The sequence below is a fragment of the Streptomyces sp. NPDC048192 genome (genome assembly GCF_043202415.1).
GTDB lineage: Bacteria > Actinomycetota > Actinomycetes > Streptomycetales > Streptomycetaceae > Streptomyces.
The window spans coordinates 102,817-115,703 of sequence record NZ_JBIDAL010000008.1; the positions used below are offsets into that span (position 1 = coordinate 102,817).

General features: G+C 71.9%; 9 protein-coding genes and 1 pseudogene. 5 read left to right on the forward strand and 5 right to left on the reverse strand.

The features are described 5' to 3' along the window. The first annotated feature begins 60 nt into the window (after window positions 1-60). From ACGFZN_RS18470 to ACGFZN_RS18480, 3 genes and pseudogenes are all read left to right on the forward strand, one after another. Entirely contained in the window at window positions 61-876 is an 816-nt protein-coding gene (locus tag ACGFZN_RS18470; RefSeq protein WP_393859520.1) for an ABC transporter ATP-binding protein, read from the forward strand. After that, window positions 866-1,729: an ABC transporter permease gene (locus tag ACGFZN_RS18475; RefSeq protein ID WP_393859521.1), complete on the forward strand. Its 864-nt coding sequence runs from the start codon at window positions 866-868 to the stop codon at window positions 1,727-1,729. The genes ACGFZN_RS18470 and ACGFZN_RS18475 overlap by 11 nt, the downstream gene beginning before the upstream one ends. 67 nt (window positions 1,730-1,796) lie before the next feature. Then, window positions 1,797-2,862: pseudogene (locus tag ACGFZN_RS18480) on the forward strand (ABC transporter substrate-binding protein). A gap of 18 nt (window positions 2,863-2,880) precedes the next feature. On the opposite strand, the gene ACGFZN_RS18485 reads toward ACGFZN_RS18480, so the two are convergent. From ACGFZN_RS18485 to ACGFZN_RS18500, 4 genes are all read right to left on the reverse strand, one after another. Then, the gene (locus ACGFZN_RS18485) at window positions 2,881-3,561 is read right to left on the reverse strand and encodes a response regulator (protein ID WP_393859522.1); all 681 of its coding nucleotides are present in this window, start codon (window positions 3,559-3,561) and stop codon (window positions 2,881-2,883) included. Then, window positions 3,558-5,267, reverse strand: a complete 1,710-nt coding sequence (locus tag ACGFZN_RS18490) for an ATP-binding protein (protein WP_393859523.1) — start codon at window positions 5,265-5,267, stop codon at window positions 3,558-3,560. The genes ACGFZN_RS18485 and ACGFZN_RS18490 overlap by 4 nt, the downstream gene beginning before the upstream one ends. A gap of 136 nt (window positions 5,268-5,403) precedes the next feature. After that, window positions 5,404-6,360, reverse strand: a complete 957-nt coding sequence (locus ACGFZN_RS18495) for a sucrase ferredoxin (RefSeq protein WP_393859524.1) — start codon at window positions 6,358-6,360, stop codon at window positions 5,404-5,406. Between the two features lie 54 nt (window positions 6,361-6,414). Then, window positions 6,415-7,698 carry a citrate/2-methylcitrate synthase gene (locus tag ACGFZN_RS18500; RefSeq protein ID WP_393859525.1) on the reverse strand — a complete coding sequence of 428 codons (1,284 nt, stop codon included), beginning with the start codon at window positions 7,696-7,698 and terminating at the stop codon, window positions 6,415-6,417. 113 nt (window positions 7,699-7,811) lie between these two features. Here ACGFZN_RS18500 and ACGFZN_RS18505 point away from each other — a divergent pair, with 113 nt between their 5' ends. Both ACGFZN_RS18505 and ACGFZN_RS18510 read left to right on the forward strand, forming a co-directional pair. Continuing rightward, window positions 7,812-8,978: a citrate synthase/methylcitrate synthase gene (locus ACGFZN_RS18505; RefSeq protein ID WP_393859526.1), complete on the forward strand. Its 1,167-nt coding sequence runs from the start codon at window positions 7,812-7,814 to the stop codon at window positions 8,976-8,978. A gap of 161 nt (window positions 8,979-9,139) precedes the next feature. Then, on the forward strand, window positions 9,140-10,213 hold the full coding sequence (locus ACGFZN_RS18510; RefSeq protein ID WP_393859527.1) for a CobW family GTP-binding protein: 1,074 nt from the start codon (window positions 9,140-9,142) through the stop codon (window positions 10,211-10,213). On the opposite strand, the gene ACGFZN_RS18515 is transcribed toward ACGFZN_RS18510, so the two are convergent. Continuing rightward, the gene (locus ACGFZN_RS18515; RefSeq protein WP_393859528.1) at window positions 10,210-12,669 is read right to left on the reverse strand and encodes a DNA topoisomerase (ATP-hydrolyzing) subunit A; all 2,460 of its coding nucleotides are present in this window, start codon (window positions 12,667-12,669) and stop codon (window positions 10,210-10,212) included. The two genes, ACGFZN_RS18510 and ACGFZN_RS18515, sit on opposite strands and share 4 nt — an antisense overlap. Window positions 12,670-12,887: the final 218 nt, after the last annotated feature.

The window sequence follows — 12,887 nt, forward strand, 5'->3', positions numbered from 1 at the left end:
GAACGGCTTGTGCCCACAAGACTGCTGCTGTGGCCGGGGCCACACCTACCGTCCCGGGCCATGAGCGCACACACCAGCCCCGCCATCGAGCTGCGGGGCGCGAGCAAGACCTTCAGAACCCCGTCAGGGGGACTGCACACGGCCGTGCGCGGTCTGGATCTGACCGTCGGGCGCGGCGAGTTCGTGGCCGTCGTAGGCCCGACGGGCTGTGGCAAGTCCACCACGCTGACGCTGGTCAGTGGCCTGGAGGAGCCCACCGAGGGCGAGGTGCTGGTGGCCGGGGAGCCGGTCGACGGCGTCGGTGACAAGGTCGGCTTCGTCTTCCAGCAGGACGCCACCTTCCCCTGGCGCACGGTCCTGTCCAACGTGATGGCCGGCCCCCGCTTCCGGGGCGTGCCGAAGGCCGAGGCCAAGGAGAAGGCCCGTGAATGGCTGGCCCGCGTCGGCCTCTCCGCCTTCGAGGACCGCTACCCGCACCAGCTCTCCGGCGGTCAGCGCAAGCGGGTCGCCCTCGCCGCCACGTTCGTCAACGACCCCGAGATCCTGCTGATGGACGAGCCGTTCTCGGCGCTGGACGTGCAGACCCGGGCGCTGATGTCGGACGAGCTGCTGGAGCTGTGGGAGGGCACGGGCTCCTCGGTCGTCTTCGTGACCCACGACCTGGAGGAGTCCATCGCGCTCGCCGACAAGGTCGTGGTGATGACCGCGGGGCCCGCCACCGTCAAGCAGGTCTTCGAGATCGACCTGCCCCGGCCGCGCAAGGTGGAGTCCGTCCGCCTGGAACCGCGGTTCATCGAGATATACCGCGAGATCTGGGAGTCCCTCGGCGAAGAGGTCCGCATCACCCGTGAAAGAGGTGCCGCCCATGTCGCCTGAGACTCTCGAGACCCCCGTCGTCGCCACGGCCAAGGTCACCGACCGCGCGCAGACCCGCGCCCAGGCCGCCCGCCGCCGCAGGGCGCTTGTCGTCGCCGTACGCGTGCTGCTGCTGGTGGCCGTCCTCGGGCTGTGGGAGGGACTGTCCCGGGCGAAGATCATCGACCCCTTCAACTTCTCGATGCCGTCGAAGATCTGGGACCAGATCTGGACCTGGGTCACCCACGGCACCGCGCTCGGCTCGCTGGGCGAGCAGATCTGGTACACGCTCTACGAGGCACTGCTCGGCTGGGTCATCGGTGTGGTCGCCGGTGTCCTGCTCGGCATCGCACTCGGGCGGGTCAGATTGCTCGCCGAGGTCCTTGGTCCATACATCAAGGTGCTCAACTCGATTCCCAGGATCGTCCTGGCGCCGATCTTCCTGATCTGGTTCGGGCTCGGGCCGTCCTCGAAGATCGCCTCCGCCGTCGTGCTGGTCTTCTTCCCGGTGTTCTTCAACGCCTTCCAGGGCGCCCGCGAGGTGGACCGGAACCTGGTGGCCAACGCCCGCATCCTGGGCGCCAGCGACCGCCGGGTGACCCTCCAGGTGGTCATCCCGTCGGCCACCTCCTGGATCTTCACCAGCCTCCACGTCAGCTTCGGCTTCGCCCTCATCGGCGCGATCGTCGGCGAGTACATCGGCGCGACCAAGGGCATCGGCCTGCTCGTCGCGCAGTCGCAGAACACCTTCAACGCGGCCGGCGTCTACGCCGCCATGGTCATCCTCGCCGTCGTCGCCCTCGCCGCCGAGGGACTGCTGACCTTCGCCGAGCGCCGCATCTTCCGCTGGAGGCCCGCCGGTTCCGACAGCTGACCGGCCCCTCGCGGACCAAGCCCCCCACGCCTTCCCCGTACCGCCCTCTCACAAGGACGTGAACCGCATGCGCAACACCGCCAGATACGCCTCCCTGGCCGCCGCCGGCCTGTCTGGCGCTCTCCTCGCTCACCGCCTGTGCCAACGACGCGGCCAGCTCCACGGCCGACACCGGCAGCGGTGGAGGCGGCGCCCAGGGCAAGGGCGCGAGCGTCAAGATCATGGTCGGCGGCCTGGACAAGGTCATCTACCTGCCGGCGATGCTCACCCAGCGCCTCGGCTACTTCACGTCGGAGGGCCTGAACGTCCAGCTGCTCAGCGAGCCGGCCGGCGTCCAGGCCGAGACCGCGCTCGTCTCCGGCCAGGTGCAGGGAGCGGTCGGCTTCTACGACCACACCCTCGACCTGCAGGTGAAGGGCAAGTCGGTGGAGTCGGTGGTGCAGTTCTCGCACGCGCCCGGCGAGGTCGAGGTGGTCTCGAACAAGGCGGCGGGCAGCCTCACCTCGCCCAAGGACTTCAAGGGCCGCAAGCTGGGCGTGACCGGCCTCGGTTCGTCCACGGACTTCCTCACCAAGTACCTGGCGGTCAAGAACGGTGTGAACGTCAGCGAGTTCACGCCCGTGGCCGTGGGCGCCGGACCGACGTTCATCGCGGCCCTCCAGAAGGGGGCGATCGACGGCGGCATGACGACCGACCCGACCGTCGCGACGATCCTCGACAAGAAGGCCGGCAAGGTCCTCATCGACATGCGCACCCCCGAGGGCTCGCAGAAGGCGCTCGGCGGGCCGTACCCGTCGTCAAGTCTGTACATGCAGACGGACTGGGTGAACGGACACAAGGACACCGTCCAGAAGTTGGTCAACGCATTCGTCAAGACGCTCAAGTGGATGTCCACGCACAGCGCCGACGAGATCGCCGCCAAGATGCCCGCCGACTACTCCCAGGGCAACAAGTCGCTCTACGCGCAGGCCATCAAGAGCACCCTGCCGATGTTCACCGACGACGGCGTGATGCCCCAGGGCGGCCCCGAGACCGTGGAGAAGGTGCTCAAGTCGTTCAACCCCAACATCAAGAACGCCAAGGTCGATCTGAGCAAGACGTACACCACCGAGTTCGTCAAGGCGGCCAAGTGACTGCCGCCTGAGACGCGCTCAGCCGCGGGTCGCCCACACGTAACGGTGTTCCGGGCGGCCCGCGTCGCCGTACTTGAGGGTCAGCCGCGCACGCCCGGTGCGTTCCAGGAGCTTCAGATACCGCTGGGCCGTCTGCCGGCTCACCCCCGTCCGCTCGGCGATCTCCTGCGCGGACAGCGGTCCTTCGGCGTTCATCAGCGCCTGGCGCACCAGCTCGGCCGTGGTGGGGGAGTGCCCCTTGGGCAGACCGGGCTCCGAGGGGGCGGACAGGGCGCTGAAGATGCGGTCCACCTGGGCCTGTTCCGCCTCGCCGCCGCCGTCCAGGGTGCGCCGCAGCTGCGCGTACGCCTCCAGCTTGGCCCGCAGACCGGCGAAGGCGAACGGTTTCACCAGGTACTGCAGCGCGCCCTGGCGCATCGCGGCCTGCACGGTCGACACGTCCCGCGCCGCCGTCACCATGATCACGTCGGCCTGGTGGCCGCGCCTGCGCATCTCGCGGACGACCGCGAGACCGGTGTCGTCGGGCAGGTAGTGGTCCATGAGGACGAGGTCCAGCCGGGGCAGCTTCTCCACCTGGCGCAGCGCGTCCGCGGCGCTGTGCGCCTCGCCGGCCACGTGGAAACCCGGCACCTTCTCCACGTACGCCGCGTTGACCCGGGCCACGCGCGCGTCGTCGTCCACGACCAGGACCTCGATCATCGGGTCTCCTCCTCGGTGACGGCAGCGGGCCGCAGTGCCTCGTCGGGCACCGCGGGCTCCAGCTCCGGCTCGTCGGGCACCGCGGGCTCCAGCTCCGGCTCGGTCAGCGCCTCCGGCAGCACCACGGTGAACTCCGCGCCGCCACCGTCCGCCGCGCCCACCGTCGCGCTGCCGCCCTGCCGTTCGGCGAGCCTGCGGACCAGCGAAAGCCCGAGGCCCCGCTTGCCGTGCGCGGGCGGCTTCTTGGTGGACCAGCCCTCGGTGAAGACCAGCTCGCGCTGGTCGGCCGGAATCCCGGGACCGGTGTCGCGCACCCTGAGCACGACCGTGCGGCCCTCGGTGCGCAACTCGACCTCCACGCGCGCGTGAAGGGTGCCGGCGACCGCGTCGAGGGCGTTGTCCACCAGGTTGCCGACCACCGTGACCAGACCGCGCGGATCGATCAGCCGGTCCGGCAGCCGGGTGCGCTCCGACACCCACAGCGCGACGCCGCGCTCGGCCGCGACGGTCGCCTTGCCGACCAGCAGCGCGGCCAGCAGGGGATCCTGGATCTTCTCCGTGACCTGCTCGGCGGTGGCCCGGTGGTCGCCGACCACCTCGCCGACGAACTCCACGGCGTCGTCGTACATCTCCAGTTCCAGCAGCCCGAGCAGGGTGTGCATGCGGTTGGCGTGCTCGTGGTCCTGGGCGCGCAGGGCGTCGATCAGCCCGCGCGTGGAGTCCAGTTCGCGCCCCAGGCGCTCCAGTTCGGTGCGGTCGCGCAGGGTGGCCACGGCGCCGCCGTCGTCCGTGGGCATGCGGTTGGCGACCAGCACCCGCTGGCCGCGCACGGTGAGCAGATCGGTGCCGGTCACCCGGCCGGCCAGGACGTCCGTCGTACGGCCCGCGCCGAGCGCCTCGTCCGGGGTCCGCCCGACGGCCTCGTCGCCGATGCCGAGCAGCCGCCGCGCCTCGTCGTTGAGCAGGCGGACACGGCCGCCGCGATCGAGGGCGACCACGCCCTCACGGATGCCGTGCAGCATCGCCTCGCGCTCCGCGAGCAGCGCCGAGATGTCGGAGAACGCCAGGTCCCGGGTCTGCCGCTGGACCCGGCGGGAGATCAGCCACGCGGCCAGCGCGCCCACCGCGAGCGCGCCGCCGGCGTACGCGAACAGTCCCGGTATCGCGCCGATCAGCCGCGCCCGCACGCTGTCGTAGGCGATGCCGACCGAGACCGCCCCGATGATCCGGTGGCGGGCGTCGTACAGCGGCACCTTGCCGCGGGCCGAGCGGCCCAGGGTGCCGTTGTCGATCTCCATGACCTCCTTGCCGGCGAGGGCCTCGCGCGGATCGGTGGAGACATGGTCGCCGATCTCCGAGAGCGTGGTGTGCGACCAGCGCACGCCCCGGTGATCCATGACCACGATGTACTCGGCGTGCGTGGCCTTCCGGATCCGCTCGGCATCCCGCTGCACCGGCCCGTCCGCCGTCGGCGGGGTGGTCAGGAGTCCTTCGGCGATCTGGGGGTCCTGGGCCGTCGTCTCCGCGATGGCCAGCGCACGGCGCTCCGCCTCCTGGTCCAGCTGCTTGCTCAGCGGCGCCAGGAACAGTCCGGTGGCGAGCACCGCGACCCCCGCGGCGATCGCCACCTGCATGAGCAGCACCTGCGAGAACACCCGCCGTGGCAGACCGAGGCGGAGACGGCGTGCGCGGGGAGTGGGGCTCATGCCCACGACGGTACGTGGACGCGCGTGCCCGCCCCCAGGGGGTGTGGTGGGGATCTCTTGACCGGTTCTTGGAAGAGGTGCCGGTCCGCTCCCTGAAGGGCGGTGGACGTCGCCGACGGCGCTGAGGGGCGTCCGCTCAGGCGTCGGGCGCCGTCGGCCGCAGTTCGCGCACGGACCGCACGTCCATCCGCGCCGGCGTGCCGAGCACCGCGGCGCCGCAGCTCTCCGGGCGGGGCGGCAGGGACGCCTCCTGGGCCACGGTCACCCGCCAGCGGCGGCCGTCGGCGTGCCCGACGGTGACCTCCCAGCGCAGGGCCTCCCCCTCGGCCGGTACGGCCTGCGTCCGCACGACGCTGAGCACACCCATCCGGTACTCGCCCGCCGCCGCCCGCACGGCCAGCTCGGCCGCCTGGGCGGGCCGTTCCCAGGCGGAGCAGCCGCGGCACCCCTCGACCACCACGCGCCCCTCCTGGACGCCGTGCAGCGCCTCCTTGACGGTGTGCGCCTCGGCGCGGCCGTAGGCGTAGCCGTACGGCAGGACGAGCACGGTCGGCGAGAAGCGATGTCCACCCAGATGGGTGACCTCCCAGACGCCGCGCACGCCGGAGGCGGCCAGTTCGGTGGCGAGCGGGCGGCCCAGGAGGGCGCAGCAGCGGTCCCGCTTGCCGTTGGTGCACACGAGCGCGAGCGGGTCGCCGCGGTGCGGCCGTCCGTCGAGCACCTCGCCGAAGGAGCCGTGGTCGCCGGCTCCGAGAGCGGCGAAGTCCAGGCCGAGCAGCCGCCGGGGGTCGCGGGTGGCGGCGCTGTGCAGCCATATGCGGCCCGGCACGGTGTGGGCGGCGTACACCTGCCGGACGGCGGGCCTGCCGGGATCCGCGTGGCGCCCGGGGCGGCGGATCAGCGCGATGCGGACGCCGGTCCCCTCCGCGGCCGTCTCCAGCGCCCGGCCCAGCGCGGGGTCCAAGTGGCTCGAAGTGAGCGCCTTGGCGCCCCACGGGCCGGGCTGTTCCAGCAGCAGCCACGTCGCCGCCGTGGCCGCCGTGCCGGAAACCGGCTCGTCGAGGCTCCGGGAGACGATCGTGCACCTACTCACACAGGCGAGCCTAACCTGACGCCTTCAAGGGCGACTTCCGGCCGCAGGCGTGTCCTACTCCGGGCGGGTACCCGGGCCGGTCTCGCCGGGAAGCGGCCGCGGAGGGCGCGTACCGACGTAATGGCCCACCGGGCGCATCCGCAGCGGCCGTTCGCCGTACTCCTCCAGGGCGTGGGCGATCCAGCCCGCCGTGCGGGCGACGGCGAAGATCGTCTCGCCGGCCGTGGCGGGCATGCCGCTGGACGCGGTGAACACCGCCAGGGCCAGGTCGACGTTGGCGTGCAGCGGGGTGTGCCGGGCGGTCGTGGCGACGATGTCCCGCGCGGCGAGCAGGGCCGACTCGGCGTGCGGCACCTCCTCCAGCAGGCCGAACAGCACGCGCGCACGGGGGTCCTCACCGGTGTACAGCCGGTGGCCGAGCCCGGGGACGCGCCGTCCCGCGCGCAGTTCCCCGGCGATCACGGGGACGGCCGTGCCCTGATCGAGCACGTCGAGCAGCATGCGGTGGGCGTTGCCGCTCGCGGCGCCGTGCAGCGGGCCCTCCAGCACGCCGAGGCCGGCCGAGACGGCCGCGTAGGGGTGCGCGCGGGCGGAGGCGGCGACCCGGACGGCGAGCGTCGAGGCGGCCAGGTCGTGGTCGGCGAGCAGGGCGAGGGCGGTGTCCAGGACGCGCAGGGACGCCTCGTCGGCGGGGCGACCGGTCAGCCGGCCCCACAGCCGGCGGGCGAGCGGTCCGTCGTCCTCGGGGGCGTACACGACCGGCGGCAGCGCGGCGACGAGCGTGGGGATCAGGATCCGCGCGGTGTTCAGCACCGCGTCCTCGGACAGGTCGAAGCGCAGCGGGTCCTCGGCCGCCGCGGCGACGGCCGCCACGCGCAGCCGGTCGGTGGGGGAGGCGTGCTCGGACAGCGCGTTCACCGCGCGGCGCGCGACCTCGACCGTGGGCCCGGGTGCGGAGAAGGTGACGCCCGGGGTGAGCCGGCCCGTCCACAGCCACTCCGCGACCTCCTCGTAGGAGTGACGGAGGGCCAGTTCGACGGCGTCCACGCCGCGGAAGTAGTACCGGTCCTGCTCGATCAGCGTGATCCGGGTCCGCACCGAGAGGTCCCCGCCGGAGCCCGGAGTCGCGGCCGCCTCGCGGCGGTGCCGGCGGGCGAGGGCCTCCACCTCCCTCGCCTCGAAGGTGCTGGCACGCCCGCCGGGCTCGCGCCTGCTGCTGAGCAGGCCCCGGCTCACGTACGCGTACACCGTCTCCGGCTTCACGCCGAGCAGTTCGGCGGTCTCCTTGGTGGTCAGCCTGCGCCCGGGACGGCCGGGAGCGGGTTCGTGATCGCGCATGGGGGTCACCGTAGCCGCCTCTGTACACCTTGATCGCAGTGAGTTGATTCAATCAACATTGACAAGAAATGAGTCAAGCATGGACAGTCGGATCAAGTCCAGGGAGGAGAACCATGGCCATCAACACCACCGCAGCCCCGCTCATCGACGCGCCGCGCGGCCTCGCGGGCGTCGTCGTCGCCGAGACCGAGATAGGCGACGTCCGCGGGCGCGAGGGCTTTTACCACTACCGCCAGTACTCGGCCGTCGAACTCGCGCAGACCCGCGGCTTCGAGGACGTCTGGCATCTCCTCGTCCACGGCGCGCTGCCGGACGCCGGGCGCCGCGCCGCCTTCGCCGCCGAGACCGCGGCGCTGCGGCGGCTGCCCGAGGAGGTCGCCGCGGCGCTGCCCGCGATCGCCGCGGCCAGCCGTGTCTCCGGCCCGCTGTCCGGGCTGCGCACGGCCCTGTCCCTGCTCGGCTCGGCCCGGGGGATGCGACCGGTCTACGACATCGACGCCGGCCGGCGCCGCGCCGACACCGTCGCCGCCTGCGCGGCCGTGCCCACGCTGCTCACCGCGTTGTACCGGCTCGGGCAGGGCCTCGAACCGGTCGAGCCGCGCGACGACCTCCCCCACGCGGCCAACTACCTGTACATGCTCACGGGCGAGGAGCCCGAGCCGCGGCGCGCGCGTGCGGTCGAGCAATACCTGATCTCAACCATTGACCATGGATTCAATGCATCAACCTTCACCGCCCGCGTCATCGCCTCCACCGGCGCCGATGTCGCGGCCTGCCTGACCGGAGCGGTGGGCGCCCTGTCCGGGCCCCTGCACGGGGGCGCGCCCAGCCGTGCCCTGGACACCTTGGACGCCATCGGCACGCCGGAGCGGATCGACCCGTGGATCCGCGAACGGGTGCTCGCCGGTGACCGGATCATGGGGTTCGGACACGCCGTCTACCGCACCGAGGACCCGCGTTCGCGGATGCTGCGGGAGATCGCCCAGAGCTTCGGCGGTCCGCGCGTGGACTTCGCGGTGGAGGTCGAGCGCCGGGTCGAGGCGATCCTCGCCGAGCTGAAGCCGGGCCGTGAACTGCACACCAACGTCGAGTTCTACGCCGGCGTGGTCATGGAACTCTGCGGCCTGCCCCGGGAGATGTTCACCCCCACCTTCGCCGCGGCACGGGTGGTGGGCTGGAGCGCCAACATCCTCGAGCAGGCGGCCGACTCGAAGATCATCCGGCCGGTGGCGCGGTACGTGGGCCCCACGCCGCCGGTCCCGGTGCCGGCCGCCGGCTGACCGTCCCCGCCCCGCCTGTGCCGGCCGCCGGCCGGCACACCGGCCCCAGCTGTACCGGCGGCACTACCCGCCCCAGCCGTGCGGGCGGCACGCCTGCCCCACGGGCCTCTCCTATCCTGGACCGGCAGCCGGTCCATGCCCCTACAGAGAGAGGTCACCCGTTGGGGAACAGCAGAGGTCCGCAGATCCCGGTCGTCGTGCTCGCGGGATTCCTGGGCTCCGGGAAGACCACGCTCCTCAACCACCTCCTGCACCGCAGCGGCGGCAGCCGTATCGGGGCGATCGTCAACGACTTCGGCGCCATCGAGATCGACGCGATGGCCGTCGCGGGCGCCCTCGGCGACTCCACCGTCTCGCTCGGCAACGGCTGCCTGTGCTGCGCGGTCGACGCGAGCGAACTCGACGGCTACCTGGACCGGCTCGCCGACCCGGCCACCGGCATCGACGTGATCGTCATCGAGGCCAGCGGGCTCGCCGAGCCGCAGGAACTGGTCCGCATGGTGCTGGCCTGTGAGAACCCGGGGGTGGTCTACGGCGGGCTCGTCGAGGTCGTGGACGCCGCCGAGTTCGACGACACCCGGGCCCGGCATCCCGAGATCGACCGGCACCTCGCCCTCGCCGACCTGGTCGTGGTCAACAAGCTCGACCGGGCCGCCGACGGCGACCGGGTGCTCGCTCTCGTGCGGTCCCTCGCGGACGGCGCCGCCGCGGTCCCCGCCACCTACGGCCGGATCGACCCGGAGTTCCTCTTCGACTGCCGGCCGAGCGAGGAGCGGATCGGCCAGCTCTCCTTCGACGACCTGCACGATCACGGCACGGACGAGCACACCGGCCACCTGCACACTCGCTACGACAGCCTGTCCTTCGCCGCCGACGTGCCGATGGAGCCGCGCCGCCTCATGCGGTTCCTGGACAGCCGGCCCGAGGGGCTGTACCGGATCAAGGGGTACGTCGACTTCGGGCCGTACGACACCCGCAACCGGTACGCGGTGCACGCCGTGGGCCGGTTCCTGCGCTTCTACCCCGAGCCCTGGCCCGCCGCCGGCCCACGCCGCACCCAGCTCGTGCTGATCGGCGCCGGCATCGACACCGAGGCCCTCGGCCGGGAGCTCAAGGGGTGCGAGAACGACGCCCCGCACGCCGACGAGCACGGCATGTGGGGCGTCCTGCGCTATGTCCAGGGCACCGAGGAGGATCCCGGCGCCGAGGAGTTCCCCGGCGCCGAGGTCCGCTAGAGCACCGGCCCGGCGACCACGGACACCGTCTTCGGCAGCGACGCGCCCGAGCCGTCGCGACGAGGGTCCGGCTCCGGCAGCTCCGCCGGGGTGCCGTTCTTCTGCGCCGCGCGCGCGGGAGCCGCGCCCGCCCAGGCCAGGGACAGGCAGTCCTCGCCCTTCAGGAACCGCTGGCAGCGCACACCGCCCGTGGCCCGGCCCTTGCGCGGGAACTGGTCGAACGGCGTCAGCTTGGCCGTCGTCTGCACCGAGTCGTCCAGTGTGCCGCGCGAGCCCGCCACCGTGAACACCACCGCGTCGGCCGCCGGGTCGACGGCCGTGAAGGAGATGACCTTCGCGCCCTCGGCGAGCTTGATGCCCGCGATACCGCCGGCCGGGCGGCCCTGCGGGCGCACGACCGACGCCTGGAAACGCAGCAGTTGCGCGTCGTCGGTGATGAAGACGAGGTCCTCCTCGCCGGTACGCAGCTCCACCGCGCCGACGATCCGGTCACCCTCCTTGAGGGTGATCACCTCCAACTCGTCCTTGTTCGCGGGGTAGTCGGGCACCACGCGCTTGACGACGCCCTGCTCGGTGCCGAGCGCGATGCCCGGCGACGACTCGTCGAGCGTGGTCAGGCAGACCACCGTCTCGTCGTCCTCCAGGGAGACGAACTCCGCCAGCGGCGCCCCGCCGGAGAGGTTCGGCGCCGTCGCGGTCTCCGGCAGCTGCGGCAGGTCGACCACGTTGATCCGCAGCAGCCGGCCCGCCGAGGTCACGGCGCCGATCTCGCCGCGCGCGGTGGCCGGCACCGCCGAGACGATCACGTCGTGCTTGACCCGCTTTGCGCCCGCCTGCTCCGGGAACGGCTCGGCGGTCGCCGTACGGGCCAGCAGACCCGTCGAGGACAGCAGCACCCGGCACGGGTCGTCGGCCACCTGCAGCGGCACCGTGGCCACCGGGGTGGCGCCGGACTCCAGCAGGACCGTACGCCGGTCGGTGCCGAACTTCTTGGCCACGGCGGCCAGTTCGGTCGAGACCAGCTTGCGCAGCTCCGCGTCGGAGTCCAGGATCCGGGTCAGCTCCGCGATCTCCGCGGTGAGCTTGTCCCGCTCCGCCTCCAGTTCGATGCGGTCGTACTTGGTGAGCCGGCGCAGCGGCGTGTCGAGGATGTACTGCGTCTGCACCTCGCTCAGCGAGAACCGCCGCATCAGGCGCTCCTTGGCCTGCGCGGAGTTCTCACTGGACCGGATCAGCCGGATGACCTCGTCGATGTCGACGAGCGCGGTCAGCAGGCCCTCGACCAGGTGCAGCCGGTCCCGCTTCTTGCCGCGGCGGAACTCGCTGCGGCGCCGGACCACGTCGAAGCGGTGGTCGAGGTAGACCTCCAGCAGCTCCTTCAGGCCCAGGGTGAGCGGCTGGCCGTCCACCAGGGCGACGTTGTTGATGCCGAAGGACTCCTCCATCGGGGTCAGCTTGTACAGCTGTTCCAGGATCGCCTCCGGCACGAAGCCGTTCTTGATCTCGATGACCAGGCGCAGGCCGTGCTCGCGGTCGGTGAGGTCCTTGACGTCGGCGATGCCCTGGACCTTCTTGCCGTTGACCAGGTCCTTGATCTTCGCGATGACCTTCTCGGGGCCGACCGCGAACGGCAGTTCCGTGACCACCAGGCCCTTGCGGCGGGCCGTCACCGGCTCGATCGAGACCGTCGCGCGCATCTTGAAGGTGCCGCGGCCCGTCGCGTACGCGTCCCGGATGCCGTCCAGGCCGACGATCCTGCCGCCGGTGGGCAGGTCCGGGCCCGGGACGTGCTTCATCAGCGCGTCCAGGTCCGCGTTCGGGTACTTGACCAGATGGCGGGCGGCGGCGATGACCTCGCGCAGATTGTGCGGCGGCATGTTCGTCGCCATGCCCACCGCGATGCCCGAGGAGCCGTTGACCAGCAGGTTCGGGAAGGCGGCGGGCAGCGCCACCGGTTCCTGTTCCTGGCCGTCGTAGTTCGGGGCGAAGTCGACCGTGTCCTCGTCGATCGACTCGGTCATCAGGCTGGTCGCCTCGGCCATCCGGCACTCGGTGTACCGCATGGCGGCCGGCGGGTCGTCGTTGCCCAGCGAGCCGAAGTTGCCGTGGCCGTCGACGAGCGGCACGCGCATGGAGAACGGCTGGGCCATGCGCACCAGGGCGTCGTAGATCGACGCGTCGCCGTGCGGGTGCAGCTTGCCCATGACCTCGCCGACGACACGCGCGCACTTCACATAGCCGCGGTCGGGGCGCAGGCCCATCTCGTTCATCTGGTACACGATCCGCCGGTGCACCGGCTTGAGGCCGTCACGGGCGTCCGGCAGGGCGCGCGAGTAGATGACCGAGTACGCGTACTCGAGGTAGGAGCCACGCATCTCGTCCACGACGTCGATGTCGAGGATCTTCTCCTCGTACGAGTCGTCGGGCGGCGGGGTCTTCGTACTGCGGCGGGCCATCGCTGCCGGCTCCTTGCTCAAAGGATTGACGGTTCTGACGCGGACCATTGTGGACCGAGGCACTGACAACCCGTGCCACGACCCGTCCCTGCGGGCTTCCCAGGGCCTGCGGGCGGGTCCGCAGCAGGCTACGGGATCCGCTGTGGGCGTACGTCCCGCCGGAACGTCGCCGAGGTCCCGCACGCGTTGCATACAGTGGCAGGAACGGCAGGAAAACC

Bases quoted from the DNA above. Each gene is read 5' to 3' on its own strand.
- ACGFZN_RS18470 (WP_393859520.1), top strand. From the start codon at position 61: ATGAGCGCACACACCAGCCCCGCCATCGAGCTGCGGGGCGCGAGCAAG.
- ACGFZN_RS18475 (WP_393859521.1), top strand. From the start codon at position 866: ATGTCGCCTGAGACTCTCGAGACCCCCGTCGTCGCCACGGCCAAGGTC.
- ACGFZN_RS18485 (WP_393859522.1), bottom strand. From the start codon at position 3,561: ATGATCGAGGTCCTGGTCGTGGACGACGACGCGCGCGTGGCCCGGGTC.
- ACGFZN_RS18490 (WP_393859523.1), bottom strand. From the start codon at position 5,267: ATGAGCCCCACTCCCCGCGCACGCCGTCTCCGCCTCGGTCTGCCACGG.
- ACGFZN_RS18500 (WP_393859525.1), bottom strand. From the start codon at position 7,698: ATGCGCGATCACGAACCCGCTCCCGGCCGTCCCGGGCGCAGGCTGACC.
- ACGFZN_RS18505 (WP_393859526.1), top strand. From the start codon at position 7,812: ATGGCCATCAACACCACCGCAGCCCCGCTCATCGACGCGCCGCGCGGC.
- ACGFZN_RS18515 (WP_393859528.1), bottom strand. From the start codon at position 12,669: ATGGCCCGCCGCAGTACGAAGACCCCGCCGCCCGACGACTCGTACGAG.